21 protein-coding genes are annotated in these 25,653 nt (G+C 72.7%); 13 read left to right on the plus strand and 8 right to left on the minus strand.

Going from position 1 to position 25,653, the window contains the following annotated elements; all coding sequences use genetic code 11:
* Nucleotides 1-62: 62 nt before the first annotated feature.
* Nucleotides 63-1,016, plus strand: coding sequence for a DUF4349 domain-containing protein (locus ACIBQX_RS09960; protein WP_397002616.1), 954 nt, complete (start codon nt 63-65; stop codon nt 1,014-1,016).
* A 39-nt stretch (nt 1,017-1,055) separates the two neighbouring features.
* On the opposite strand, the gene hemE is transcribed toward ACIBQX_RS09960, so the two are convergent.
* Entirely contained in the window at nt 1,056-2,054 is a 999-nt protein-coding gene (gene hemE, locus ACIBQX_RS09965; protein WP_397003851.1) for a uroporphyrinogen decarboxylase, read from the minus strand.
* 351 nt (nt 2,055-2,405) lie between these two features.
* Here hemE and ACIBQX_RS09970 point away from each other — a divergent pair, with 351 nt between their 5' ends.
* From ACIBQX_RS09970 to ACIBQX_RS09995, 6 genes are all read left to right on the plus strand, one after another.
* Nucleotides 2,406-2,627 carry a hypothetical protein gene (locus ACIBQX_RS09970; protein ID WP_397002618.1) on the plus strand — a complete coding sequence of 74 codons (222 nt, stop codon included), beginning with the start codon at nt 2,406-2,408 and terminating at the stop codon, nt 2,625-2,627.
* Between the two features lie 60 nt (nt 2,628-2,687).
* Entirely contained in the window at nt 2,688-3,284 is a 597-nt protein-coding gene (locus tag ACIBQX_RS09975; protein ID WP_397002620.1) for a DUF3000 domain-containing protein, read from the plus strand.
* 45 nt (nt 3,285-3,329) lie between these two features.
* Entirely contained in the window at nt 3,330-4,556 is a 1,227-nt protein-coding gene (locus ACIBQX_RS09980) for an HRDC domain-containing protein (RefSeq protein WP_397002622.1), read from the plus strand.
* Between the two features lie 80 nt (nt 4,557-4,636).
* Nucleotides 4,637-5,782 (plus strand): Gfo/Idh/MocA family protein, encoded by a 1,146-nt coding sequence (locus ACIBQX_RS09985; protein WP_397002624.1) that lies wholly within the window; start codon nt 4,637-4,639, stop codon nt 5,780-5,782.
* Nucleotides 5,779-6,942, plus strand: a complete 1,164-nt coding sequence (locus ACIBQX_RS09990; RefSeq protein ID WP_397002626.1) for a dihydrodipicolinate synthase family protein — start codon at nt 5,779-5,781, stop codon at nt 6,940-6,942. The genes ACIBQX_RS09985 and ACIBQX_RS09990 overlap by 4 nt, the downstream gene beginning before the upstream one ends.
* A gap of 43 nt (nt 6,943-6,985) precedes the next feature.
* A complete protein-coding gene (locus tag ACIBQX_RS09995; protein ID WP_397002628.1) occupies nt 6,986-7,855 on the plus strand; it encodes a sugar phosphate isomerase/epimerase family protein in 870 nt (289 codons plus the stop codon).
* A 10-nt stretch (nt 7,856-7,865) separates the two neighbouring features.
* Here the strand turns inward: ACIBQX_RS09995 and ACIBQX_RS10000 are convergent, their stop codons facing one another.
* The 6 genes from ACIBQX_RS10000 to ACIBQX_RS10025 form a co-directional block, all read right to left on the minus strand.
* Nucleotides 7,866-10,559, minus strand: coding sequence for a PEP/pyruvate-binding domain-containing protein (locus ACIBQX_RS10000; protein ID WP_397002630.1), 2,694 nt, complete (start codon nt 10,557-10,559; stop codon nt 7,866-7,868).
* Nucleotides 10,560-10,645: 86 nt separating this feature from the next.
* Nucleotides 10,646-11,590, minus strand: coding sequence for an alkaline phosphatase family protein (locus tag ACIBQX_RS10005; RefSeq protein WP_397002632.1), 945 nt, complete (start codon nt 11,588-11,590; stop codon nt 10,646-10,648).
* A 9-nt stretch (nt 11,591-11,599) separates the two neighbouring features.
* Nucleotides 11,600-12,373, minus strand: coding sequence for a sugar phosphate isomerase/epimerase family protein (locus ACIBQX_RS10010; RefSeq protein WP_397002634.1), 774 nt, complete (start codon nt 12,371-12,373; stop codon nt 11,600-11,602).
* Nucleotides 12,374-12,397: 24 nt separating this feature from the next.
* A complete protein-coding gene (locus tag ACIBQX_RS10015) occupies nt 12,398-13,390 on the minus strand; it encodes a LacI family DNA-binding transcriptional regulator (RefSeq protein WP_397002636.1) in 993 nt (330 codons plus the stop codon).
* Nucleotides 13,391-13,470: 80 nt separating this feature from the next.
* Nucleotides 13,471-14,703 carry a hypothetical protein gene (locus ACIBQX_RS10020; RefSeq protein ID WP_397002638.1) on the minus strand — a complete coding sequence of 411 codons (1,233 nt, stop codon included), beginning with the start codon at nt 14,701-14,703 and terminating at the stop codon, nt 13,471-13,473.
* A 225-nt stretch (nt 14,704-14,928) separates the two neighbouring features.
* Nucleotides 14,929-15,501: a TetR/AcrR family transcriptional regulator gene (locus tag ACIBQX_RS10025; protein WP_397002640.1), complete on the minus strand. Its 573-nt coding sequence runs from the start codon at nt 15,499-15,501 to the stop codon at nt 14,929-14,931.
* 66 nt (nt 15,502-15,567) lie between these two features.
* Between ACIBQX_RS10025 and ACIBQX_RS10030 the strand changes: the two genes are divergently transcribed.
* Complete coding sequence (locus ACIBQX_RS10030) at nt 15,568-16,296, plus strand: SDR family NAD(P)-dependent oxidoreductase (protein WP_397002642.1); 729 nt, start codon at nt 15,568-15,570, stop codon at nt 16,294-16,296.
* Nucleotide 16,297: 1 nt separating this feature from the next.
* Here the strand turns inward: ACIBQX_RS10030 and ACIBQX_RS10035 are convergent, their stop codons facing one another.
* Nucleotides 16,298-17,698, minus strand: a complete 1,401-nt coding sequence (locus tag ACIBQX_RS10035; protein ID WP_397002644.1) for an LCP family protein — start codon at nt 17,696-17,698, stop codon at nt 16,298-16,300.
* A gap of 268 nt (nt 17,699-17,966) precedes the next feature.
* On the opposite strand from ACIBQX_RS10035, the gene ACIBQX_RS10040 reads away from it, so the two are divergent.
* Genes ACIBQX_RS10040 through ACIBQX_RS10060 form a run of 5 tightly spaced genes read left to right on the plus strand, consistent with a single transcriptional unit; the run spans nt 17,967 to nt 25,636 of the window.
* On the plus strand, nt 17,967-19,748 hold the full coding sequence (locus tag ACIBQX_RS10040; RefSeq protein ID WP_397002646.1) for a protein kinase: 1,782 nt from the start codon (nt 17,967-17,969) through the stop codon (nt 19,746-19,748).
* Complete coding sequence (locus ACIBQX_RS10045) at nt 19,748-21,367, plus strand: protein kinase (RefSeq protein WP_397002648.1); 1,620 nt, start codon at nt 19,748-19,750, stop codon at nt 21,365-21,367. Before ACIBQX_RS10040 ends, ACIBQX_RS10045 begins: the two co-directional genes overlap by 1 nt.
* A 54-nt stretch (nt 21,368-21,421) precedes the next feature.
* Nucleotides 21,422-22,309 (plus strand): hypothetical protein, encoded by an 888-nt coding sequence (locus ACIBQX_RS10050; RefSeq protein WP_397002650.1) that lies wholly within the window; start codon nt 21,422-21,424, stop codon nt 22,307-22,309.
* A 1-nt stretch (nt 22,310) separates the two neighbouring features.
* Nucleotides 22,311-23,534: a thiolase family protein gene (locus tag ACIBQX_RS10055; protein WP_397002652.1), complete on the plus strand. Its 1,224-nt coding sequence runs from the start codon at nt 22,311-22,313 to the stop codon at nt 23,532-23,534.
* Nucleotides 23,531-25,636 carry a 3-hydroxyacyl-CoA dehydrogenase NAD-binding domain-containing protein gene (locus tag ACIBQX_RS10060; RefSeq protein ID WP_397002654.1) on the plus strand — a complete coding sequence of 702 codons (2,106 nt, stop codon included), beginning with the start codon at nt 23,531-23,533 and terminating at the stop codon, nt 25,634-25,636. The genes ACIBQX_RS10055 and ACIBQX_RS10060 overlap by 4 nt, the downstream gene beginning before the upstream one ends.
* Nucleotides 25,637-25,653 lie beyond the last annotated feature (17 nt).

Below are 25,653 nucleotides of genomic sequence, written 5' to 3' on the forward strand. Positions count from 1 at the left end.
GCGTGACCGTACCGTGACGCCGGCCTGCAAACCGGCGGGGGCGTACGTCCGTGTTAACGGTCATGAGGAGACACCAGATCGGCGTGGCGCTGGCCGCCGCGTGCGCGGCGCTGTTGCTTTCCGGCTGTTCCGGCGGCATGGCGGGCTCGGCCTCGGACAGCGCGGCGGCGCCGGAGACCGCGTCCCGGGCCGAGTCGGCGCCCGCGGACAGGGCCGGGGCGGCCGAGCGGGTCCGGCCCACGCCGCAGCCCGAGCAGGACGAGAAGGACGAGAACCTCGCCTCGAACGTGCAGGTGGCCCAGCAGGACCGGAAGGTCATCTACACCGCGAGCATGACCGTGCGCGCCAAGGACGTCCCGGCCGCCGCCCAGCAGGCCAAGCAGATCGTCACCACCGTGGGCGGTTACCTCGCCAGGGAGGAGACCAGCTCGGCCGAACGGACCAGGGCCTCGGCCCTGCTGGAGTTCAAGATCCCGCCCGCGCGCTACTCCGAGGTGCTGGGGTCGCTGGGCAAGGACCTGGGCAGGCAGCTGCGGCTGGAGCAGGGCACCCAGGACGTCACGCTGCAGGTCGCGGACGTCGACAGCCGCCTGAAGTCCGCGCAGCAGGCCCTGGACTCGCTCCGCACGTTGTTGAAGAGGGCCGACACCATCGGCCAGGTGCTGGACGTGGAGCGGGAGATCGCCGGTCGTGAGGCCGACCTGGAGTCGCTGCAGGCACAGCAGAAGGAGCTCGCCGCCCAGGTCGGCATGGCCACGCTCACGCTGCGGCTGGTCGGCCCGACGGCGGTGGTGCCGGACTCCTCGGAGGAGCCCGCCGGCTTCCTCGGTGGCCTCAAGTCGGGCTGGGACTCGCTGGTGGCCTTCCTGAAGATCCTGCTCACGGCGCTCGGCACGGTCCTGCCGTGGCTGGTCGTGGTGGCGCCGGTGACGGTGCTCGCGATCGTGCTGCTCCGCCGCCGCCGACGCCGACGCCGGCAGCCCGCCGCGCCCGCCGCCGAGGCCCAGTCCTCATGACCGACCGCGCGGGCCGTGCGGGGACGGCCCGGCGGCGGCTCAGGCCTCGTGGACCAGGTCGGTCAGCCGCCTGAGCTGGTCGGGGTCCGTCGAGGGCAGCACGCCGTGGCCGAGGTTGAACACGTGCCCCTCGGCGGCCTTGCCACGGCGCAGCACCTCGCGGGCCTTGCGCTCCACGACCTCCCAGGGGGCCGCCAGGATCGCCGGGTCCAGGTTGCCCTGCAGCGCCTTGCCGGGGCCCACCCGGCGGGCGGCCGCGTCCAGCGGCACCCGCCAGTCCACGCCCACCACGTCGGCCCCGGCCTCGCCGAGCACGCCGAGCAGCTCGCCGGTGCCGACGCCGAAGTGGATGCGCGGCACGCCGAGATCGGCCAGGCCGTCGAAGATGCGGCGGGTGTGCGGCAGCACGAACTCGCGGTAGTCGTCCTCCGCCACCGCCCCCACCCAGGAGTCGAACAGCTGGATCGCCGAGGCGCCCGCCCTGATCTGGATGCGCAGGTGCTCCAGCACGATGCCGCTGAGCCGCTCCATCAGCGCGTGCCACAGCGTGGGCTCGCCGTACATCATGGCTTTGGTGCGGTCGTGGTTCTTGGACGGCCCGCCCTCGATGAGGTAGGAGCCGAGGGTGAACGGCGCGCCCGCGAAGCCGATCAGCGGTGTGCCGCCGAGCTCGCCGGTCAGCGCCTGGATGGCCTCGGTGACGTACGGCACGTCGGCGGGCTGCAGCGGGCGCAGCACGTCGAGGCCCCGGGCGTCGCGGATCGGGTCGGCCACGACGGGGCCGACGCCCGGCTTGATGTCGAGGTCGACGCCGATGGCCTTGAGCGGCACGACGATGTCGCTGAAGAAGATGGCCGCGTCGACGCCGTAGCGGCGGACCGGCTGCAGGGTGATCTCGACGATGAGGTCGGGCGTGGCGCACGCGGTGAGCATCGGCACACCCTCGCGGACCTTCAGGTATTCGGGCAGCGAGCGCCCGGCCTGGCGCATGTACCACACCGGGGTGTGCGGGACGGGCTGTCGACGGCAGGCGCGCAGGAAGGCGGAGTCGGCGAGGTTCACCTCTCAAGGGTGCCATGACCGGGCGCCGGTCCCGACACGGGAGCGCGGTGTCGGAAATCACGCCTGGGATCGCCGAATTCATGATCAGATAGCGGGATGGATGTTTATCGGCCGGCTCGGCATCAGGGCCCCGCACGGGTCGACCACACCCCACGGGCGACCAGAAAGCCGGTTTCGACTGGGCAAAAAGTTCGCCAAGCCACCGCGCGGCATCGATTCAGCATCCACTTTCGGGACACGCCGAGCGCGTTGCGCGGAAATGTCAGCGGCTCGTGCCAACGTCGATCCCACGACCCGAAGAAAGGCCCCGGATCGATGACTGGTGCGATGACCGCGTTGTGGAGTTCTCCGGAGCACCACTATGAGCACCGCCCTGCGCACTGTGCTTCCTGCGCGGGTGAGCGGCTGTTCGAGCAGCCGGCGTGCCTCGACGGCCATGAGCCGGGCGAGTGCCCCGAGTGGGCGTGCGTCGAGTGCGGGCACGCGATCATCCTCGGTCTGGCCGAGTGCGCGCGGCCGGTCCGCCTGCTGGTGACGGCAGCGGTTTGATCGCCAACGATGAGCACCCCCGTGGTCCCCTTCCGCCCTGTTTCGACCTACTCTTCGACTATGACCCTCGGTGACCAGCCGCCGGCTCCGGCCGCGTTCAGGCGCGCGGTCGAGAGCCTGCGTATCGCTGAGGTCCGGCCGGAGATCGAGCTCGAGGACCTGCCCGCTCCGCAGCGGCTCGCCCCCCACTCGGCGGCCATCGGCGCATCGGTCTACCGCGACGACGACGAGCTCGCGGTCGGCCGGTTGATCCTGCTCTACGACCCCGACGGCCAGCGCGGCTGGGAGGGCCCCTTCAGGCTGGTGGCCTATGTCAGGGCCGACATGGAGCCGGAGATCACCTCCGACCCGCTGCTCGGCCCGGTGGCGTGGAGCTGGCTGACCGAGGCGCTCGAGACGCACCACGCCGACTACTCCGCCGCTGGCGGTACCGTGACTAGAGCGGTTTCCGAGGGTTTCGGCAACAAGGCCGAAGACCCGGTCACCACAGAGCTTGAGCTGCGCGCCTCCTGGTCCCCCGCTGAGGAGGACCTGTCCGGCCATGTCGCCGCCTGGTGCGACCTCATGTGCGTGGCGGCCGGGATCCCGCCGCTGCCGCCCGACGTGGCCGCCATGCCCCGCCGACGCGAAGATCCGGAGAGTGACCGAACGACGTGAGGCCACAAGTCAACACAGCACCGGTGTCATGAGGGCGGCGCACCTATGACCGAAGAACGCACCGTGGTCCCGCTGATCGAGCCACGCGAGGGCATCCCGCCCGTCGTCACCGACGCCGCCTCCCTGGCGCGCGTCGTCGACGCCTACGCCGCGGGCACCGGGCCGGTGGCCGTCGACGCCGAGCGCGCCTCCGGTTACCGTTACGGCAACCGCGCCTATCTGGTCCAGCTGCGCCGCGCCGGGGCCGGCACCGCGCTGATCGACCCCATCGCCTGTCCGGACCTGTCGACGCTGGACGCGGCCGTGGCCGATGCGGAGATCGTGCTGCACGCCGCCTCACAGGATCTGCCGTGCCTGCTGGAGATCGGGTTCAGGCCGCGCGACATGTTCGACACCGAGCTCGCGGGCCGGCTGCTCGGCTACGAGCGGGTGGGGCTCGGCACCATGGTCGAGACCGTGCTCGGCCTGCGCCTGGAGAAGGGCCACTCGGCGGCCGACTGGTCCACCAGGCCGCTGCCGGAGGCGTGGCTGCGCTACGCCGCGCTCGACGTCGAGGTGCTGGTGGAGCTGCGCGACGTGCTCCACGCGGAGCTGGCGGAGAGCGGCAAGCTGGAGTGGGCGCACGAGGAGTTCGCCGCGGTGCTCAACACCGGGCCGCCGGCGCCCCGGTCCGATCCGTGGCGGCGCACGTCCGGCATCCACAAGGTGCGCAACGTGCGCGCGCTGGCGATCGTGCGCGAGCTGTGGACGATGCGCGACACGATCGCCCGCGAGAACGACCTGGCCCCCGGCAGGGTGCTGCCGGACGCCGCGATCGTCACGGCCGCCCTGCAGGGCCCCCGCACCCGGAAGGCGCTCACCGACATCTCCGCCTTCACCGGGCGCAGCGCACGCCGGTACATCAACGACTGGCTGGCCGCGGTGAACCGCGGCCGCACCCTGCCCGACGCCCAGCTTCCGCAGCCGAGCACGGCGGGTGACGGCCCGCCGCCCGCCAACCGCTGGGCCGATCGCGACCCCGCCGCCGCCAAGCGGCTGGCCGCGGCCCGCGCCGTGGTGGAGGCGCTGGCGAAGGAGCACCACATGCCGACGGAGAACCTGCTGCAGCCCGACGCGGTGCGCAGGCTCACCTGGGAGCCGCCGGAGGAGATCACCGAGGAGAGCGTGACCGCCAGGCTGCGCAAGCTCGGCGCCCGCGAATGGCAGCTCTCCCTGTCCGTCCGCCCCCTCACCGAGGCGCTGGCCGGACAGGGGTCCAGGACCGAGGGCTAGAGACCGCGGGCCGGCGCACTTGACGCCTCCCGCGGCTCAGCCGTACCGTTCGGGAAAGCGCTTTCCCCGAAAGGACACCTATGAGCGTGCGCACCATCGGCGTCGTGATGAACGGCGTCACCGGACGGATGGGCTATCGCCAGCACCTGGTCCGCTCCGTTCTGGCGATCAACGAGCAGGGCGGGGTGACGCTCTCCGACGGCAGCCGGGTCAAGCTCAGGCCGGTCCTGGTCGGCCGGAACGCCGACAAGCTGGCCGGGCTCGCCGCCGAGCACGGCATCGCCGACCACACCACCGACCTCGACGCCGCACTGGCCGCCGACGACAACCTGATCTACTTCGACGCCCAGGTCACCTCGGCCAGGGTGAAGGCGGTGCTCAAGGCCATCGAGGCGGGCAAGCACATCTACGCCGAGAAGCCCACCGCCGAGTCGGTGCGGGAGGCGGTCGCCCTGTCCGAGGCCGCGACCGCCAAGGGCGTGAAGAACGGGGTGGTGCAGGACAAGCTCTTCCTGCCTGGCCTGCTGAAGCTCAAGCGGCTCATCGACGGCGGCTTCTTCGGCCGGATCCTGTCGGTGCGCGGCGAGTTCGGCTACTGGGTGTTCGAGGGCGACTGGCAGGAGGCGCAGCGCCCGTCGTGGAACTACCGGGCCGAGGACGGCGGCGGCATCGTGCTCGACATGTTCCCGCACTGGCACTACGTGATGGAGAACCTGTTCGGCCGGGTCGAGTCGGTCTACGCCAGGGCGACCACGCACGTGCCCGAGCGGGTGGACGAGCAGGGCCGGGCCTACCGGGCGACCGCCGACGACGCCGCGTACGGCATCTTCGAGCTGGCGGGCGGCGTCATCGCCCAGATCAACTCCTCCTGGACGGTCCGGGTTAACCGGGACGAGCTGGTGGAGTTCCAGGTGGACGGCACGCACGGCAGCGCCGTCGCGGGCCTGCGCGACTGCCGCGTCCAGCATCGCGCCGCCACCCCCAAGCCGGTCTGGAACCCCGACCTGCCCGCCACCGCACGCTTCCGTGACGGCTGGCAGGAGGTGCCGGACAACGCCGAGTTCGACAACGGGTTCAAGATCCAGTGGGAGCTGTTCATCCGGCACGTCCTGGAGGACGCCCCCTTCCCGTACGACTTCGCGTCCGGCGCGCGCGGCGTGCAGCTCGCCGAGCTCGGCCTGCGCTCCTCGGCCGAGGGCCGCAGGATCGAGGTGCCGGGCCTGTGAACATCGACCTGCCCGGCGGCGCCTACACGCTGCGCGAGCCGGTGACCTGGACGCCCGTCGAATGTCCCGCCACCAGCCGGGTGGTGTACGCCGCCGCGCACGTGGTGGCCGACCCCCTCGGCGACAACACGCCCGGCTCCCCCGCCGCCGTCGACTGGGAGGCCACCCTGCGCTTCCGCCGCCATCTGTGGTCGCACGGGCTGCGCGTCGCCGACGCCATGGACACCGCCCAGCGCAACATGGGCCTGGACTGGGCGGCCACGCGTGAGCTCATCGGGCGCAGCGCCGCCGAGGCCCGCGCGTTCGGCGACCCGGCCGAGCTCCTCGCCTGCGGCGCCGGCACCGACCACGCGCCGGACGCCGCCGACCTGGACGCCATCACGGCCGCGTACGCCGAGCAGCTGGAGACCGTCCAGTCGACCGGCGCCGGGGTGATCATCATGGCCTCCCGGCAGCTCGCCAGGGTGGCGGCCGGGCCTGAGGACTACCACCAGGTGTACGGCAGGCTGTTCGGGCTCGCCGAGCGGCCGGTGATCCTGCACTGGCTCGGCGAGATGTTCGACCCGCAGCTCGCCGGCTACTGGGGCTCGCGTGACGTGCCGGCCGCCACCGAGGCGTTCCTGGAGCTGATCCACGCGCACGCCCCGATGGTGGACGGGGTGAAGGTGTCGCTGCTGGACGAGCAGCACGAGGTCGGGCTGCGCGCCGCGCTGCCGGCGGGCGTCCGGCTCTACACGGGCGACGACTTCAACTACCCGTCGCTGATCAAGTCGGGCTCGCACGCGCTGCTCGGCATCTTCGACGCCATCGCGCCCGCCGCCGCGGCGGCCCTGCGGGTGTTGGACGCGGCCGAGGCTGCCCCCGACGAGGCCGGGCGTGACCGTCTGCTCGCCGCCTACGACGAGATCCTGGCCCCGACCGTGCCGCTGTCCAGGAAGATCTTCGAGTCGCCGACGTACAACTACAAGACCGGGATCGTCTTCCTGGCCTGGCTGAACGGCCACCAGGACGCGTTCGCCATGGTCAACGGCGCCCAGTCGGCGCGCTCGCTGACCCATCTGGCCGAGGTGTTCCGGCTGGCCGACCGGGCGGGGCTGCTGGCGGACCAGGAGCTGGCCGTACACCGGATGAAGGCGCTGCTGGCGGTGCACGGACAGTGAGCGAGCGCGGCGTGGAAACCATCAGATCGACGGAGGAGCTGCGGTGAGCCTCTCGCTGAACCAGCGGACGACCCAGCGGTGGTCGGTGCCCGAGGCGGTGGACGGGTGCGTCAGGCATGGCCTGGAGGCGATCGGCCTGTGGCGGGAGGAGGTGGCCGAGCACGGGCTCGCGCGCAGCGCCAAGGTGGTGCGTGACGCCGGGCTGCGGGTGTCGTCCCTGTGCCGGGGCGGCTTCCTCACCGCGGGCGGGCTGCCGGGCGAGGCGGGGCGGCGCGCGTTCGCCGGCGCGCTCGACGACAACAAGCGGGCCGTGGACGAGGCCGCCGAGCTGGGAGCCGCCTGCCTGGTGATGGTGGTGGGCGGCCTGCCGGGGGTCAAGCCGGGCGAACCGCTGCCCGGCGGCTTCTCCCGCGACCTGGCGGGCGCCAGGCGGCAGGTGGCCGACGCGCTGGGCGTGCTCGCGCCGTACGCCGGGGAGCGGGGTGTCAAGCTGGCGCTGGAGCCGCTGCACCCGATCTACTGCCCCGACCGGGCCGTGCTGTCCACGCTGGGCCAGGCGCTGGAGCTGGCCCTGGCCCACCCGCGTGAGCAGGTGGGCGTGGTGGTGGACACCTTCCACGTGTGGTGGGATCCGGCCCTGCCGGAGCAGATCGCCAGGGCGGGCGACCGGATCGCCTCCTACCAGGTGTGCGACTACCTGCACCCGCTGCCGCCGGACGTGCTGCTCGGGCGCGGCATGATGGGCGACGGGGTGATCGACTTCCCGCCGATCACCAGGGCGGTGGCCGAGGCCGGCTACACCGGCGACGTGGAGGTGGAGATCTTCAACGCCGACATCTGGGCGGCCGACCCCGACGAGGTGGTGGCGACGATGAAGGAGCGCTACGCGAGCGTGGTGACGGCCACCCCGTGAACGGGTCCTCCTACGCCGGCGTGGTGACGGCCGCCTCCTGAGGCTCGGCGATCGTCACGGTCCCCGCCGCGCCGTTCACGGTGACCCGCATGCCGGTGGTGATGCGGTGGGTGGCGTCGGGGACGCCGACCACGGCGGGGATGCCGTACTCCCGCGCCACCACCGCGCCGTGCGACATGGAGCCGCCCATCTCCATCACCAGGCCGCCGGCCGTGAGGAACAGCGGCGTCCAGCCGGGGTCGGTGGACGGGCAGATGAGGATCTCGCCCGGCTCCAGGTGGGCGCCGACCGGGTCGAGCACCACCCGCGCGGTGCCGGTCACCGTGCCGGCCGAGGCGGCGGTGCCGATCAGGGCGCCGTCCGCCGCGGCGGTCGCCAGCGCCTCGGGCTCGGTGCCGTCGGACAGCAGCACCCTCGGCACGTGCCTGCGGCGCGACTCCCGCTCGTGAACCGCCCGCCGCCCGGCCACCAGCCCGCGCAGGTCACCCCCCGCAGACGCTGACTCGGCCGCCGGCTCGGGCAGGTCGCCGCCGGTCAGTGCGGACTCGATCTCCGCCGGGGTCAGAAAGAACACGTCCGCCGCCGCGTCGAGCACGCCGGTGGTCACCAGGTGGTCGCCGACGACGAGCAGGCTGCGCCGTACCCCCGCCAGGACCTTCACCAGGTAGAACTTGGGCAGCTCGCGCAGCCCCACGACCTGCCTGGTGCGGCGCAGCCCGAAGCGGACCACCGCGGCCCGCACCCGCCCACGGCGGCGGGCGGCGGCCACCAGCCGGGCCGTCGTGGCCTCGGCCTCGGCCGCGCCCCTGGCGAACAGCGCCTCGGGGGCGAGGTCCGCGCCGCCGTCCATGCGCAGGTAGTTGGCCAGCACGCCGAGGATGTGCGCCGGGTCCTCCGACCAGCGCGGCACGCCCACGTCGATCTCGGCGACGCCGCGGTGGCCGTACTCGCGCAGGAAGGCGGCGATCTCACGCTGGGCCTTCGGCGGCAGCTCGCCCGCCCGGTAGCGGCGGACCAGCTCGCTCACCGGCGCCCGCCGGAACGGCTCGGGCTCGATGCGGGTGGACAGCGCCCACAGCTCCAGGTCCATCTCGGTGGTCGGGTTGTGCGGGACGCTGCGCAGCACGTCCTGCATCTCGCCCAGCGGCACGCCGGACAGCCTGGCCGCCAGCCCGAACAGCCCGTAGCCGGTGATCACGATCGGCATGATGGAGATCATCAGCGGGAAGGTGCCGGCGAGCACGCGCTCGGCGTGGGCCAGCCGTTCGGCGGGGGTGGCCGTGTCGGGCACGCGCAGCCGCCGGTCGACCTCCTCGCCGATCCGCCTGGTGAAGGCGAGCGCCCGTTCTGGGCTGGTCACTGCCTGGCGTACTCGGGTGGGGGCGTGCACCCGCCGGGCGAAGCGGAAGGCGGCGCGGGCGAGGGGGACGCGCGAGGCGTGGATCACCGACAGCCTGGGGTCGTCGGCGAGGCTCTCCAGCACGGCGCCGGAGCGAGCCTCCCCGGCCGAGAGCACCTTCGGCAGGATGAACCGGCCCGGACGGCTGCGCACGGCGGTGGTGAGGTCGATCCACAGCCGCTCGCCCGACACCGCCAGCACGCCCGGCCCGTCACGCCGGCCGGCGAGGTCCTCGGGCGACGCGGCGAACAGGCTCGCCGCGCCGCCGGCCACCAGCTTGAGCGCGGCGATCCCCATGGGGGTGAGCGGCCTCATGACGCCCTGGGCCACGTTGAGCGAGAAGTACAGCCGGAGGTCCTGCCCGCGCGGCTCCGGCAGGGGGTAGAGCGTGGTGATCGGCCTGGACTGGGTGAGCCACAGCTTCCCGTCCGCGTCGAGCGCCCACTCGGTGTCCTGCGGGGCGCCGTAGTGCCCCTCGACGCGGGCGCCGAGCGCGGCCAGCTCGCGCACCCGCGCGTCGTCCAGGCAGAACCCGTCGGACCCAGCTTCGACCTGCTCGGTGTCGACGCGCTCCGTGCCGCCGCCGGGCAGCGCGCGAATCGCCAGCCGCTTGTCGCCCTGCTGCCGGTGCAGGATCTCGCCACGGTCCGTGTCGACCACGAACCGGTCCGGGTTGACCGCGCCGGACACCACGGCCTCGCCCAGGCCGGGAGCGGCGTCGATGACCGTCTCGCGTCGCCTGCCCGTCACGGGGTTGGCGGTGAACATCACCCCGGCCACCCGCGCGTCCACCATGACCTGCACGACGACGGCGAGCCGCACGCGGGCGTGGTCGATGCCGTTGGACTCGCGGTAGGCGACGGCGCGGTCGGTCCACAGGGAGGCCCAGCAGCGGCGCACGGCGTCGAGCACTGCCTGCGGCCCCACCACGTTGAGGTAGGTGTCCTGCTGTCCGGCGAAGCTCGCGAAGGGCAGGTCCTCGGCGGTGGCCGAGGACCGGACCGCCACCGCCGTCTCGTCGCCGAGTCGTCCGTACGCCTCCCGCACGGCCCGCTCCACGGCCGCCGGCACCGGGGTCTCCAGCAGCCGGGCCCTGGCCGCCGGCGCCAGTCCCCGGCCGCCCGCCGCGATGACCGCGTCCAGGCCCGCCGCCTCGGCGGCCTCCTGGTAGGCCCCGGTGGTCAGCACCCAGCCCGGCGGCACCGGCAGGCCGGCACGGGTGAGCTCGCCGAGATTGGCGGCCTTGCCGCCCACCTCGTCGAGCATCCCGCCGTCGATGCGGGAGAAGTCCAGGGCCGTCTTCATCGCGTGTCCTCCCGGCGTCCACCTCTTGTCCATGAGTCTCACGCTTCCGGCGGAAAAATTCAACACTTGATGATATGTTGATCCTCTCAGAAGGCCAACGGCACTCCGTCCAGGTCCCAGGCGGGGTCCACCGCGATGCCCAGCTCCGCCAGCGCGGTCGGGGCCACGTCCACCAGCCTCGCCTCACCCAGCGACCCGCCGCCCAGGTCGGCGCCCAGCCGGTTGGCGATCACGAAGACCGTGCGCTCCTGCTCCGACGTCCCGCCGTGGCCGCCCTCGTCGACGTGGCCGTGGTCGGTGGTGACCAGCACGGTCCAGCGCTCGTCGCCGAAGGAGGGGCGGGCGCGCACGGCGTCGAGGAAACGGCCCAGGAAGGCGTCCTGGACGAGCAGGGCCTCGGCGTACTCGGGGCAGAGCGGGCCCAGGTCGTGGGCGACCTCGTCGGTGTCGCCCAGGTAGACGAACACCAGGTCGGAGCCGGAACCGGCGAGATGGCGCTCGGCCTCGGCGGCGATCCGCCGGTCGGCGGCGGCGAAGGTCAGGGCGAACCCGTCGAGCACGACCCTGGTGTCGATGTCCGCGCCGAACGCGCCGTGCTCGTCCAGCGCCGCCCAGGAGAACAGCGCCGAGGTGGTCAGCTCGGGCCGCGCCGCCTTGGCCCGACTCAAGAAGTCCGGATATTTCGTGAACTGGGCACCGGCGAAGCCGTTGTCCACCACCCCGTGCTTGTCCGGCCAGACCCCGCTCGCGATCGACGACCATCCCGGCCCCGAATCGGTCCGTGCCCGGATCTCCCGCGCTCCGGCCGGGTCCGGGGGCGCCTCGGCGAGCTCGGGGACGACTTCGCCGGGCGACTCGGTACGCGGGGCGCCGGACTCGCCGTAAGGAAGACGGGCGGTGCCGTGCACACCGGTGGACAGCAGCGCGGTCAGGACGGGCGGCCGGAGGGCGAGGAGGCGGTCGAAGCGCAGGCCGTCCATGCCGACGACGAGCACCTTGCTGTGGAGAGGGCGGTTGAGAGGGGAGGACATGCCCCTCATCTAAGCGCCGAAGCGCCGCACCCATTCGGCGGCCCCCGGCAGAATCTCCTCGACCGGCGCGACCTGGGGATACCAGGTGCGCTCCCACTCCAGCGACACCCATCCGTCGTAACCGGCGGCGCGCAGCAAGTCCCCCGCCTCGTCCAGCGGCACCGAGCCGGACCACATCGGCACCGGCGTCGTGTCCTCGGCCGAGACGGCGTCCTTGACCTGGACGTAGGCCAGGTAGGGGGCCAGGGCGGCGAGCGTGTCGGCGGGGGCCTCGCCGTGCCGCCACGGGTGCAGCAGATCCCACATCGCACCGGCCGTCCCCGGCGTGCTCGCCTGGGCGAGCAGCTCCGCCAGGGCGGCACCGGTGGCCATCTCGTCGTGCGTCTCCACCAGCACACGCACGCCGAGTTCGGCCGCCGTACCGGAGACCGCCTTGAGGCGGCCCGCTCCGACGGCCGGATCGCCGCCGCGCGGGAACACCCGCACGCCGGGCGCGCCCAGGTCGGCGGCGAGCGCGAGGTCGGCGAGCAGCGCCTCGACGACGGGCTCGTCCTCCCCCGGCCGGCACACGCCGACGTAGCCGGCCAGCGCCGAGATCTCCAGCCCCGCCCGCTCGACCCTGCGCCGCACCGACAGGCGCTGGTCGCGGTCGAGGCCGGCGTGCACCCCGGTGTCGGGATGCAGCCGCAGCTCAAGCCCCTGGCAGCCGTGCCGGGCCGCCGCCTCGATCGCCTCGTCGAGCCCCGCGCCGGGCATCCCGAGCGTGCTGACCGCCAGCCTCATCAAGCTCTCCCCCTCATGTCGACATCACCGCAGGTCCGCCACGCTCTCACGGAGCACCACCTGGCCCGCCACCTGCTCCACCGTCACGGACTCCCCCGCCGACAGCGCCAGCTCCAGGGCGCGCGCGCCCATGTCCTTCAGCGGCAGCCGTACGGTCGTCAGAGCGGGCACCAGGTCCCGCAGGGTGGCGATGTCGTCGAAACCGGCCACGGACACGTCCTGCGGCACCCGGATCCCCTGCTCGCGGTACGCGGCGAGCGCGCCCACGGCCATGACGTCGTTGACCGCGAACACGCAGGTCGCCTCGCCGGTCCGCCGCGCCGCCGCGTAGCCGCCGTCGCGGTCGAACGGCCCCGGGATCACCAGCGGCTCCGGCAGCCCGAGCTCCTTGACCGCCGAGACGAACCCGGCGCACCGGTCGGCCGCCGTCATCAGGTGCGGCGGCCCGGCCAGCACGGCGAAGCGGGTGTGGCCGAGGCCGGCCAGCGAGCGGGCCAGCGCGGCGGCGCCCTCGTAGTTGGCGGGCGCCACGGTGTCGACATCGAGCAGGTCCTGACCTACGCAGGCCACCCGTCCGCCCCCGGCCTGGTATTTGGCCAGCTCGGCGGCCAGGCGCGCGGTGACCGCCTGGTCGGTGACCCGGGAGCCGGCCAGCAGCACGGCACGCACCCGCTGGGCGTGCAGCGTCGCCACGTAGGCGATCTCCTGCTCGGGGTCGCGGTGGGTGGTGCCGACCATCACGAGCAGGCCCTCACCGGCGGCGGCCCCGATCGCGCCGTCGGCCAGCGCGGCGAAGTAGGGGTCGGTCAGGTCGTGGACCACGATGCCGATGACGTTGCTCGCCCCGCGCGCCAGCGTCTGGGCGGCGCTGTTGGGCCGGTAGCCGAGCTCGTCGGCGGCCCGCTCGACGCGCGCCCGCAACGCCGACCCCACCTGGCGGGTGCTGCCGTTCAGCACCCGCGAGGCGGTCGCGAGCGAGACGCCTGCCTGTCTGGCGACGTCTTCCAGCGTGACCACGAGACCTCCCGGAAAGCGGTTTCCCAGTGTGCCAGACGGCACCTGGGTCCGCATCCTTACATGTCTCAGGCTTACCTGTCTCAGGCCCAGGGGAACAGGATGTCGAGCAGTCCCTTCGACGTTTCCTGCGGCTGCGGCGCGAGGTCCGGGGTGGACGGCGCCATGGTCGGCTGATCCGCGGGCTTGTTCTCGAGCGAGCTCTCGGTCTTGCGGTCCTTGGGCTGCGGCTTGGTGGTCTCGGGCGCGAAGTCCTGGAGCGGCGCGTCGTTCTCGGGCGCCCGGGTGGCCCTGCTGGTCGGCTTGGCCGTCGCCCTCGGCGACCTGGTGGTGGCGGGCTCCCGCGTCTGGGTGGCGGTCCGCGTGGGCCGCACCCTGGCCGGCGCCTTGGTGGCGGGCTGGGTCGCGGAGGCCGTCGGCTCGGACGTGGCCGTGTCCTCGGCCTCCTCGATGGGCACGTCCACCTCGTCGTTGGGCGTCGCGGCGGGCGGCTTCAGCTCGCCGACGGTGGCGCAGCGGCCACCGGCGCACGGGTCGTCGGAGGAAGTGCTGGTGAGCATCCAGCCCGCGCCACCGCCGAGCAGCACCACGGCCGCCGCCGCCACCAGCAGGAGCCTGGTACGGCGACGCACCTCCTGGTCGCTCCTGCCGTGCCCGTCGTCGGGGTTCTCGGTCCAGCCGGAGCCGAGGAAGCCGCGCTTGGGGCGGTCGTCGTCGTCCCCGTACGAGCTCTCGTAGCTCTTGTCGAGCGGGAGGTAGGCGACTTCGCCGCCCTCGTCGAGGCGGTGCGCGCCGCTCGGGGAGTCACCCGTGTACAGAGGACCGCTCGGCGCGTCGCCCGTGTAGTGCGCACCACTCGGGGAGTCACCCACGTAGTGGGCACCGCTGGGCGAGTCGCCCGTGTAGTGCGCGCCACTCGGGGAGTCGCTCAGGTAGTGGGCGCCGCTCGGGGAGTCGCCCGCGTAGAGGGCGTCACTGGCGGCGTCGGTCGTGTAGAGCGCGCCGCCGGCGGCGTCGGCCGAGTAATGGGCGCCGCTGGCGGCGTCGGCCGAGTAATGGGCGCCGCTGGGCGCGTCGCCCGTGTAGAGGGCGTCGGCCTGCCCGTCCACGAGATAAGGGCTGCCCGTCTCATCCTTGATGTAGCCGCCCTGGCTGTCCAGGTAGATGGGCTCGCCCGTGGTGAGGTACGGCTCACCGTCGGCCGACACACCCTGGGCCGGCGGCAGGATGTAGGTCTCGTTGCCCGAGACCTGGATGGCCGGCTGCTCGTCCGTGTCGTCGGTGCTCCAGCGCGGGGACAGCACGTCGCCGGTCAAGTCGGGGTTCGACGACCTCCCCTGTCCATCCTCATATGACCTGTCGTTCTCGTCGCGAGCCACGCTGTACCTCTCTAGTACGGATACGGACCGCTACCTTTCCTAACAGAATCGACCCCATCTTGTCCGGATAATTCACATGTTTCGCTAAAGTTACTCTCTGTCACATTGGCCCCAAGAGTCGTTTGAGCCCCAATTCGAGGGGGTATGGCAGCCGATCGGCCGTCAGGCGAGCAGCCCGTCGAGCAGGCCGTCGAGCGCGGACTTGATCCGCTCGACCCCCACGCCGCACTCGCGCATCCGGTAGGCCAGCAGCGGCGCGGCCAGCGGCGCCAGCAGCGCGTCCGCCACGCAGGCGGCGTCCAGCTCCGGCCGTAGCCGCCCGAGGAGCATGGCCAGATGGGCGTGGTAGGCGTCGTAGGCGCCGCCGAAGCGGGCGAACGTGCCGCTGGTCTCGGCCATCAACAGCAGGTCGAGCTGCGCCACGGTCCGGTCGGTGAGCGCGTGCAGGAACGCGCGGATCCGGGCCCCTGGCTCGGCCCCCGGCCCCAGCGGCGGCGGCCCTTCGATGAACGCCGACTGGAACGCGCGCTCGCGCTCGTCGATGAGCGCGTAGGCCAGCCCGGACCGGTCGCCGAAGCGGCGGTAGAGCGTGCCGACCCCCACCCCGGCGGCTGCGGCCACCTCGGCCATCGACAGCCCCTGCACGCCCTGGGCGGCCACGATGCCGGCGGCCGCGGCGAGGATCTTCGCCCGGTTGCGGCCGGCGTCGCTGCGCTCGCGTCTCACGGCCTCCATCCTTGCATACGGAATCAGTTCCGCTTATGGTGTGAAGCGGAACTGATTCCGCTTTGAGGAGGACCCATGGCCAGAATCGCACTGGTGACCGGTGGCAGCAGGGGCATCGGCGCGGCCGTCGCGCGGCGCCTGGCGGCGGACGGGTTCGACGTGGCGATCACCTATGCCGTCGCGGCCGACCGGGCCGCCACGGTGGTGAAGGAGATCGAGGCGGCGGGACGCCGCGCGCTGAGCGTGCGGGCCCAGGTGGCGGACGCCGCCGAGGTGGTCGGCGCGGTCGAGCGCGCGGTCGCCGCACTGGGCGGGCTGGACGTCGTGGTGAGCAACGCGGGCATCGCCCCGTACGGCCCACTGGAGGAGGTGACGCTCGACGAGGTCGACCGCACGCTGGCCGTACACGCGCGCGCGGCGTTCGTACTGGCGCAGGCGGCGGCGCGGCACCTGACGGCGGGCGGCAGGATCATCACGATCGGCAGCAGCCTGGCCGAGCGGGTGCCCTACCCCGGCTGGACCCTCTACGCGATGAGCAAGTCGGCGCTGATCGGCCTGACCAAGGGCCTGGCCCGCGACCTCGGACCGCGTGGCATCACCGCCAACCTGGTGCACCCGGGCTCGACCGACACCGAGATGAACCCGGCCGACGGCCCGGAGGCGGACGAGGAGCGCCGGTTCACCGCGCTGGGCCGCTACTGCTCACCCGACGACATCGCCGCGACCGTGGCGCATCTCGCGGGCGAGGGCGGGCGCGCCGTCACCGGCGCGTGCATCGCGGTGGACGCGGGGGTCACCGCCTGACTCACAGGCAGGGGTTGGTGGTGGTGTCGACGACCTTGTCCTTGAGCGAGTCCGGGATCGTGGACAGCACCCGGACGCCGGGCCAGTCCGCGCCGATGACGAGCTGGATCACCGGGCCGGTCAGCCGGGGCCCGGCGGGCTTGTCCGCGGGCTTGCCCTTGTAGGTGTCGGTGGTCAGCGGCTTGACCTTGCCCACCACCGGGGTGCGCTTGTCCTTCGACAGCCTGGCGGCCACGGTCTCACCGTAGGCGGGACCGTTCTCGGCGTCCTTCTTGGCGTAGCGGATCGAGGTGGTGGACGCCGGAGCGGCGTTGCCGACGTGGGTCACCACGAACCCCTGGGCCGCCAGCTCGTCGGCCACCGTGGTGGCCTTGCCCGCCTCGCCGGTGGCGTTCAGCACCTGGACGCGCACCTGCTCGTTCTTGACCTTCTTCACGGTGGGAGTCCCCGGGCTCGCGGCGACGGTGACCTCGACGTCGTCGCGGACCCGGGTGAAGAACTCGCTCGCCGCGGGCTCGCTGAACTGCACCCGGTTCTTGTCGGCCGGGTAGGGCTCGGTGGGGACGGTGATGCCCTTGAGCTCCTTGGCGGTCAGCCCGCTCACACTGTTGGCGATCTCCAGCTGCCGGGAGAGTGAGAGCCCGGTGTCGACGGTCACCGCGCCGGCGCCGGCCCGCAGGAACGCGTCGAGCTTGGCTGGGTCGGTGAGCAGGCCGCCGTCGGTGACCTTCTCCAGCACCTTGGTGAGGAAGACCTGCTGGCGCTGGATGCGGCTGAGGTCGCTGCCGTCGCCGAGGGCGTAGCGGGTACGCACGTAGCCGAGCGCCTGCTCGCCCTTCACGACGTGCTTGCCGGGGCCCAGCACGAACTTCGCCTTGGGGTCGTTGACGGCCTTGGGCAGGCAGATCTCGATGCCGCCGATCGCGTCGATGATGCCCTTGAAGCCGGTGAAGTCGACCTTCACGAAGTGGTTGATGTGGATGTCGGTGAGCGCTTCCAGCGTCTTGATGGTGCAGGACTCGCCGCCGTCGTTGAAGGCGGAGTTGATCTGGCCCAGCCCGGCGGGCTTGACCGTGCCGTTCGGCAGGTCGCAGGCGGGAATCATGACCATGGAATCGCGAGGGAAGCTGATCATGGTGGCCTTGTCCCGGTTCGGGGAGATGTGCAGCAACATGATCGTGTCGGTGCGCTCGCCCAGCCCCTGCGACAGCGCGCCGTACTTCTTGTTGTCGCCCTCACGGGAGTCCGATCCGATGAGCAGCACGTTGAGCGCGCCGGTCTCGCGCGGGCGGTCCTCGCCCGCATCGATCGTCTTACGTTTGATGAGGCTGTCCAGACTGCGGTAATAGCCGTAGCCGGACAGGCTGACCACCACGAGCACGACGGTCACCACCACGCTCACCCAGCCGAGCGGCGTCAGCCGCCCCGAAGGTGGCCGGTGCCTGCTCGATCGATGGCCCCGCTCGATCGCCGGAGCGGTACGAGAGTCCTGAACGTCGATATCCCGGTACCCGCCCACGCGTTGCCCTTCACACAATGATCAGGTCGGGCAGCATACTCAGAAATCGGCCCCTCATGAAATGGCGGCGCATGGGACTTGATCCCGATTGATCCCGTAAGTGGCTAGGGTACGTAGATCCATCGCACCCTTCTCAGGAGTCACAGCCCTCATGGCGCATGTCGAACCGCTACGGGAGGACGATCCGAGAACGGTAGGCGTGTACCGGCTGCTCGGCCGGCTCGGCTCCGGCGGTCAGGGGACCGTGTTCCTCGGCGAAACGCCTGATGGCAGGCGGGTCGCCGTCAAGGTGCTGCATGACAGCGCCGGGTTCGACGACAGGCTGGCCAAGGAGATCGCCGCCGCCGGGCAGGTGGCGCCCTTCTGCATCGCCCAGGTGCTGGACGCCTCGCCGGGGCGGCCCGCGTACATCGTGACCGAGTACGTCGAGGGGCCGTCCCTGCAGCAGGCCGGCCGGCACGCGGGCGCCGACCTGCAGCGGCTCGCCGTCGCCACCGCCACCGCGCTCGCCGCCATCCACGAGGCGGGCGTCGTGCACCGCGACTTCAAACCCGCCAACGTGCTGCTCGGCCCCGGCGGTCCCCGCGTCATCGACTTCGGCATCGCCCGCGCGGCCGGCGCGGCTGCCACGGTCAGCACCGGCATCGTCGGCACGCCCGCGTACATGGCGCCGGAGCAACTGGCCGGGCAGCCGGTCGGGCCGCCCGCCGACGTGTTCGCCTGGGCGTCGGTGATCGTCTGGGCGGCCACGGGCGGGCCGCCGTTCGGCCAGGACACGCTGCCGGCGGTCATCAACCGCGTCCTGCACAACGAACCCCAGCTCGGCGACCTCGCCCACCCGCTGCGCTCCCTCGTGTACGACTGCCTAGCCAAGGACCCCCGAGCCCGCCCGGCCATGCGCGACGTCCTGCTACGCCTGCTGGGCGGCCGGCAACCACAGCCCCCCGGCAGCCCGCCCACCCCACCGAACGGCGAATACCCGACAAGGGCGGGCGGCAGGCCCGCCGCGATGGGCGGAGGTCAGAGGGGCGGAGACGGCCCGATGGGTGCGGGCGTCCAGCACGTCCCGGAGGGCTGGGACATCCGGCACCCGCCGATGGGCGGCGATTCGTACGACCGGCAACCCCCGAGGTCAGGCCCGCCGAACGGCCCTTACCCTCCACACGGGCCGAACGGTCCCTATCCCCCGTACGGGCCGATGGGCGGCGCTGAGGGCCCTTACCCGCCGTACGGTGCGAGAGGGGTGGGGCGTTCTTCGTCGCGGGGGCGGAAGGGGATCGTCGTCGCGGTGGCGGCGGGGGTGGCGGTCGCCGCCGTGATCGGCGGGGTCGCCTGGGTCGTGCCCTGGCCGGGGCCGTCAGGACAGGAGACGCTGGCGGCGCCCTCCACCAGCCCTTCCACGCCCACCGCCTCCCCGACCACGTCCTCTCCCCCGTCCACCGGCCCCACCCGCGCCAGGAAATCGCCCACGGCCGCTCCCCGGCGCACGACCACGGACAAGCCCGCCACCCGGCCCACCCGTACGGCCGAGCCCTCGCCGTCGCCCTCCCCGCAGCGCACGAAGGCCGCGTCGCCGAGCGCGACGCCCAAGCCGACCAGGAAGCCGGTCACGGCCAGGGTCAGCATTCTGCAGATCAAGCTGAGCGGCGGCCCCGGACAGGCCGACGCCGACGGCTGTCTCATGCCGCCGGTGCACTTCCAGACGTACGTGGAGTCCAGCCGCCAGGGCGTGTGGATCTCGTACGCCTGGCGGGTCGACGGCCGGAGCGTGGAGAGCGGCCGGTCGTGGGTGCCGAGGGACGACTACACCGCGTTCGTCACCGCCAAGCAGTACATGCTGGACGCCGGCGGCCACACCGTCAGCCTCCGGATCACCTCGCCCAGCAGCGCGAACAAGAGCGTCTCGGTCGACGTCTGCTCCGTGGACCACTGATGACGATGCCGCCCGCCATCGGCCCGTACCGGCTGATCAGACAGCTCGGCGAGGGCGGCCAGGGGGTCGTCTACCTGGGAGCCGCCCCCGACGGCACCCTGGTCGCCGTCAAGGCGCTGCGGGAGGGGGTCACCGGCGACGGGCGTTTCGCCAAGGAGGTCGCGGCCGCCCGCCGGGTGGAGCCGTTCTGCGTCGCCCAGGTGCTGGACGCCTCGCTGGGCGGCCGGCCGTACATCGTGACCGAGTACGTCGAGGGGCCGTCCCTGCAGCAGGCCGGCCGGCACGCGGGCGCCGACCTGCAGCGGCTCGCCGTCGCCACCGCCACCGCGCTCGCCGCCATCCACCGGGCGGGCGTCGTGCACCGCGACTTCAAACCCGCGAACGTCCTGCTGGGACGGGACGGACCGCGCGTCATCGACTTCGGCATCGCCCGCGCCATGGACGCCGCGCTCACCGCCACCAGCAGCGTCATCGGGACGCCCGCGTACATGGCCCCGGAGCAGCTCGCCGGGCAGCCGGTCGGGCCGCCGACCGACGTGTTCGCCTGGGCCTGTGTCATGGTCTACGCGGCTTCCGGCGCGCCGCCGTTCGGCAACGACTCACTGCCGGCGGTGATCACGAGGATCCAGTACGACGAGCCACGGCTCGGCGAGGTGCCGGAGCCGCTGCGCTCGATCCTGTACGCCTGCCTGGCCAAGGACCCCGCCGCCCGCCCCGCCATGCAGGACGTCCTCTTCCAGCTCATCAGCGGCCGGCCCACCACCCCCGGCCCGACCCACCCCCATGAGTACGGCCCCACACCCAGCACAGCCCACCCCGGCGGCTACGGACCCCCACCCAGCGCAACCCACCCCAGTGGGTACGGCCCCCACCCGGCCCAGCCCGATGGGTACGGACGCCCGCCCGGTACAACTCACCCTCATGGGTCCAGGCCCACCCCCGTGGCCTCGCGTAACAGGGGCGGTCTGGCCTTGCTCGCGGGTGGGACGGCGCTTGTCGTCACGGGTGCGGTGGTCGCCGTGTGGGTGTGGCTGCCCGTGACCTCCGGGCGGCCCACCACGGTGACCCTGGACACCAGCCCGTCGTCCGCGACCACCACCACGGCGTCCCCGACCACCACCGCCCCAAAACGGTCCACCCGGCCCAAGCGCCGAACCTCGCGCCCCACCGGGACCGCGACCAGCACCCCACCGAGCTCCCGCCCCACGGCGACCCGCCCCACGACCGCCGGCCCCAAGACCGCCCAGCCCACCGCCACACGTCCCCGGACCACAGAACCCACCGCTACCGCAGGGGGCGGGGTGACCTCGGTGGCCTTCTCCGTCGAGGGCATCCGGGTGGGCGACTGCTGGCGCTCCGACGCCAACCTGTACGCCAAGGTCACGGCCACCGGCCCCTACAGCTACCGCTGGCTGCTCAACGGCCGGAACCAGGGCCGCCAGGCGGGCGGTCCATCGTCGAAGCCCCTGCTCCCCAGCATCGCCTGGGACCAGTCGGGGGGCACGCACCGGGTGGTCTTCCAGGTCGTCACCCCCACGAGCAGTCAGAAGAGCATCACCATGAAGATCTGCGAACCGGGCAAGGGCTGGGGCTACCCGTACGAAGACGAGGAAAGCTAGGGCTCCATGCGAACTCGGTGAATCCCGGGTGTTACCCTCCGTGGTGACGCCATCATGACATCCATGCTCATGACCGAGATCGCACCCCCTCCGGGTGCGCAGGCGGTGGCGGGGCTGCGGGCGCGCACCCGGACCGCGCGCCGGATCGCCCTCATCGCGCTGACCGGCTCGCTCGCGCTCCTCAGCGCCACCCAACTGCTCGCCGAGCGCGCGGCCACACCCTCTGCGGTTCTGCCTCCAACGGCGCAACCCCCGGCACTGCAGCCCTCCGCGGTGCTGGCGGTGCTCGCGCTGGTGGTCTTCGTCGGCGCGCTGCCCGTGCTGGCCCTCACCCAGGCGGCCTGGGGCCTGCGGGTGCGGGAGACGCGGCGCCGGGAGCATGAGCTGTACGTGGCCCCGCCCGCCTCCCGGTTGCGCCCGCTGAGCAGGCTGGGGATGGCCTGCGGGTGGGCGCTGGTGGTGCTGCTGGGTGGCGCGCTGCCGCGCCTGTTCGCCGACGCCGGCCGGCACGCGGTCGCCACCGTCCTGGCCGACGCCGTCAACGTGCTGGCGATGGCCGCGACAGCAGCAGGGATGTGCTTCTGCCTCTGCTGGGCGCGCGACGCGCTTCGGCGGGCACGGGACGATCCGTGGTGGACACGTAACGGGCGCGGGCGGGTACGGGGCACCACCCCCTGGTCGGCACGGGACGCGCTGCAACCGGCACGTGCCCCGCGCGGGATCCCCGCGCGGGCCGGCCGGGCGGGCGGGGTGCCCGGAGATCCGTGGGATCCCGGCCGCGGCGCGCGCCGGCGGCGGCGCGGCGCGGTGCTGTGGGCGGGGGCGGCCGTGGCCGTCGCGGCCCTGCTGGGAGCCCGCGCCCACTTCTGGACTCCGGCCACCCCCATGATCTACGCCCTGCTCGTCACGACGTTCGCGTGCATGGTGGTTACTGACGAGTAGCATGGGCCTCGCAAGCCATCCAGCAACGAGGAGCGAATCCGTGCCTTCCTCTCGTGACGTCGTGTTCGTCGACGGCGTGCGCACGCCTTTCGGCAGGTCAGGGCCGAAGGGGCTCTATGCGGAGACCCGCGCCGACGACCTGGTCGTCCGCGTCATCCGCGAGCTCATCAGGCGTAATCCCCAACTGCCACCCGAGCGCGTGGACGAGGTCGCGATCGCCGCGACCACCCAGATCGGCGACCAGGGCCTCACCATCGGCCGGTCGGCCGCGGTGCTGGCCGGGCTGCCCAAGTCCGTGCCCGGCTACGCGATCGACCGCATGTGCGCCGGGGCGATGACCGCGGTGACGACGGTCGCCGGCGGCATCGCGTTCGGCGCCTACGACGTGGCCATCGCGGGCGGCGTCGAGCACATGGGCCGCCACCCGATGGGCGAGGGCGTCGACCCCAACCCGCGGTTCCTGTCGGAGAAGCTGGTCGACCCGAGCGCGCTGGTCATGGGCATGACGGCCGAGAACCTGCACGACCGCTACCCGTCGATCACCAAGGAGCGCGCCGACGCCTACGCGGCGCTGTCGCAGGAGAAGGTGGCCAAGGCCTACGCCGACGGCAAGATCCAGCCGGACCTGGTGCCCACGGCGATCAGGACGGCCGAGAAGGGCTGGGGCCTGGCGGTGCAGGACGAGGCTCCGCGTCCCGGCACCACGGTGGAGACGCTGGGCGGGCTGAAGACCCCGTTCCGGCCGCACGGCAACGTCACCGCGGGCAACTCCTCCGGCATCAACGACGGCGCGACCGGCTGTGTGGTCGCCGCCGCCGACGTGGCCGGCGAGCTGGGCCTCACGCCGAAGATGCGGCTCGTCTCCTACGCCTTCGCGGGTGTGGACCCCGAGGTCATGGGCGTCGGCCCGATCCCGTCCACCGAGCGGGCGCTGCGCCTGGCGGGGCTGTCCATCTCCGACATCGGCCTGTTCGAGATCAACGAGGCGTTCGCCGTGCAGGTGCTGGCCTTCCTGGAGCACTTCGGGATCGCCGACGACGACCCTCGGGTGAACCCCTACGGCGGCGCGATCGCCTTCGGCCACCCGCTGGCCTCCTCGGGCGTGCGGCTGATGACGCAGCTCGCCCGCCAGTTCGGCGAGCGCCCCGACGTTCGCTACGGCATCACCACCATGTGCGTCGGCATGGGCATGGGCGGCACCGTGATCTGGGAGAACCTGGCATGAGCAACCTCGAGACCTGGCGTTCGCTGCTGAGCGAGCGCAACGCGGCCGAAGTGGTCACCAAGGCCCTGGTCCGCGACGTGGAGCTGCCCGGCGGCGCGGGCACGATGGCGCTGATCACGCTCGACAACGGCTTCGACCACACCAAGCCCAGCACCTTCGGCCCGCACGGGCTGTTCGCGCTGAACGGGGCGCTGTCGGAGATCGCCGCCAGGACCGATCTGGCGGCGGTCGGCGTCACCGGCAAGCCGTTCGTCTTCGCCGTCGGCGCGGACCTCACCGGCGCGGCGAAGCTGGCCTCGCGCGAGGAGGCGCTGGCGATCGGCGCGCTGGGCCACCACGTCTTCCGCCGCCTGGGCGAGCTGCCCATCCCGTCGTTCGCTTTCGTGAACGGCGCGGCGATGGGCGGCGGCCTGGAGGTCGCGCTGCACTGCACCTACCGGACGATCTCCGCCGGCGTCCCGGCGGTCGCGCTGCCCGAGTGCTTCCTCGGCCTGGTGCCGGGCTGGGGCGGCACGCAACTGCTGCCCCGCCTGATCGGCCCGGCGAACGCCATCAAGCTCGTCATCGACAACCCGCTGGCGCAGAACCGCATGCTCAAGGGCGCTCAGGCGTTCGAGCTCGGCGTCGCCGACGCGATGTTCGAGCCGGCCGACTTCCTGGAGGAGTCGCTGCGCTGGGCGGCCCGCGTGCTGCAGGGCGAGGTGACGGTCGACCGCCCCGACCACACAGCCGCCGACTCCGGCACCGACTGGGACAAGGTGATCGGCGACGCGCGCTTCCTGGTCGACCTGAAGCTGCACGGCGCCTCCCCCGCGCCCTACCGGGCGCTCGACCTCATCTCACTGGCCCGTACGGCGAGCCGCGACGAGGGCTTCGCCGCCGAGGACGAGGCGCTGGCCGACCTGCTGACGGGTGACGAGCTGCGGGCCGGTCTCTACTCCTTCGACCTGGTGCAGAAGCGGGCCAAGCGGCCGACGGGCGCCCCGGACGCGTCGCTGGCGCGCAAGGTCACCAAGGTCGGCGTGGTGGGCGCGGGCCTGATGGCCTCGCAGATGGCGCTGCTGTTCGCGCGCCGCCTGGAGGTGCCGGTCGTGCTGACCGATCTCGACCAGGCCCGGCTCGACAAGGGTGTGGCGTACGCGCACGCCGAGATCGGCAAGCTGCTGGCCAAGGGGCGCGTCTCCGCCGACCAGGCCAACCGGCTCACCGCCCTGATCACCGGCTCGCTCACCAAGGACGCCTTCGCCGACGCCGACTTCGTGATCGAGGCCGTGTTCGAGGACCTGGCCGTCAAGAAGCAGGTGTTCGCCGAGGTGGAGGCCGTGGTGTCCGACACCTGTGTGCTGGCCACCAACACCTCCTCGCTGTCGCTGACCGAGATGGGCGAGCGGCTCGCGCACCCGGAGCGGCTGGTCGGCTTCCACTTCTTCAACCCGGTCGCGGTGATGCCGCTGCTGGAGATCGGCAGGGGCGCGGCGACGGACGACGCCACGCTCGCCACCGCGTTCGCCGTGGGCCGGTCGTTGAAGAAGTCGGCGGTGCTGGTCAAGGACGCTCCCGCGTTCGTGGTCAACCGGCTGCTGACCCGGTTCATGGGCGAGGTGATCACCGCCGTGGACGAGGGCACGCCGCTGGAGGTGGCCGAGCACGCGCTGGACGAGCTCGGCCTGCCGATCACCCCGTTCGCGCTGCTGCAGCTCGTCGGCCCCGCCGTCGGCCTGCACGTGGCCGAGACGCTGCACGAGGCCTTCCCGGACCGGTTCCGCGTCTCCGCCAATCTCGCCAAGCTCGTCGCATCGGGCAAGCCGGGCGTGTACCTGCCGGACTTCTCCCTCGATCCGGAGGCGGTGGCCCTGTTCACGGGCGGCTCCTCCCCCTCCACGGCCGAGGAGCTGCGCCGCCGGGTGCTGGAGGCGCTGGCCGAAGAGATCCACATCATGCTGGACGAGGGCGTGGTCACCGCGCCGCAGGACATCGACCTGTGCATGATCCTCGGCGCCGGATGGCCGTTCCACCTCGGCGGGATCACCCCGTACCTGGATCGGACCGGTTTCTCCGGGTCCCGCTTCCTGCCGGCCGGGGTGGCCTCGCGGCCGGCTTGACCAGCTCTTGAGGAGAC

Origin of the sequence: Nonomuraea sp. NPDC049714 (assembly GCF_044465295.1) — a bacterium.
Classification (GTDB): domain Bacteria; phylum Actinomycetota; class Actinomycetes; order Streptosporangiales; family Streptosporangiaceae; genus Nonomuraea.

Coding starts and splice junctions, on each gene's coding strand:
- ACIBQX_RS09960 (WP_397002616.1), top strand. CDS start 63: ATGAGGAGACACCAGATCGGCGTGGCGCTGGCCGCCGCGTGCGCGGCG.
- ACIBQX_RS09970 (WP_397002618.1), top strand. CDS start 2,406: ATGACCGCGTTGTGGAGTTCTCCGGAGCACCACTATGAGCACCGCCCT.
- ACIBQX_RS09975 (WP_397002620.1), top strand. CDS start 2,688: ATGACCCTCGGTGACCAGCCGCCGGCTCCGGCCGCGTTCAGGCGCGCG.
- ACIBQX_RS09980 (WP_397002622.1), top strand. CDS start 3,330: ATGACCGAAGAACGCACCGTGGTCCCGCTGATCGAGCCACGCGAGGGC.
- ACIBQX_RS09985 (WP_397002624.1), top strand. CDS start 4,637: ATGAGCGTGCGCACCATCGGCGTCGTGATGAACGGCGTCACCGGACGG.
- ACIBQX_RS10000 (WP_397002630.1), bottom strand. CDS start 10,559: ATGAAGACGGCCCTGGACTTCTCCCGCATCGACGGCGGGATGCTCGAC.
- ACIBQX_RS10005 (WP_397002632.1), bottom strand. CDS start 11,590: ATGTCCTCCCCTCTCAACCGCCCTCTCCACAGCAAGGTGCTCGTCGTC.
- ACIBQX_RS10010 (WP_397002634.1), bottom strand. CDS start 12,373: ATGAGGCTGGCGGTCAGCACGCTCGGGATGCCCGGCGCGGGGCTCGAC.
- ACIBQX_RS10025 (WP_397002640.1), bottom strand. CDS start 15,501: ATGGAGGCCGTGAGACGCGAGCGCAGCGACGCCGGCCGCAACCGGGCG.
- ACIBQX_RS10030 (WP_397002642.1), top strand. CDS start 15,568: ATGGCCAGAATCGCACTGGTGACCGGTGGCAGCAGGGGCATCGGCGCG.
- ACIBQX_RS10040 (WP_397002646.1), top strand. CDS start 17,967: ATGGCGCATGTCGAACCGCTACGGGAGGACGATCCGAGAACGGTAGGC.
- ACIBQX_RS10045 (WP_397002648.1), top strand. CDS start 19,748: ATGACGATGCCGCCCGCCATCGGCCCGTACCGGCTGATCAGACAGCTC.
- ACIBQX_RS10050 (WP_397002650.1), top strand. CDS start 21,422: ATGACATCCATGCTCATGACCGAGATCGCACCCCCTCCGGGTGCGCAG.
- ACIBQX_RS10055 (WP_397002652.1), top strand. CDS start 22,311: ATGGGCCTCGCAAGCCATCCAGCAACGAGGAGCGAATCCGTGCCTTCC.
- ACIBQX_RS10060 (WP_397002654.1), top strand. CDS start 23,531: ATGAGCAACCTCGAGACCTGGCGTTCGCTGCTGAGCGAGCGCAACGCG.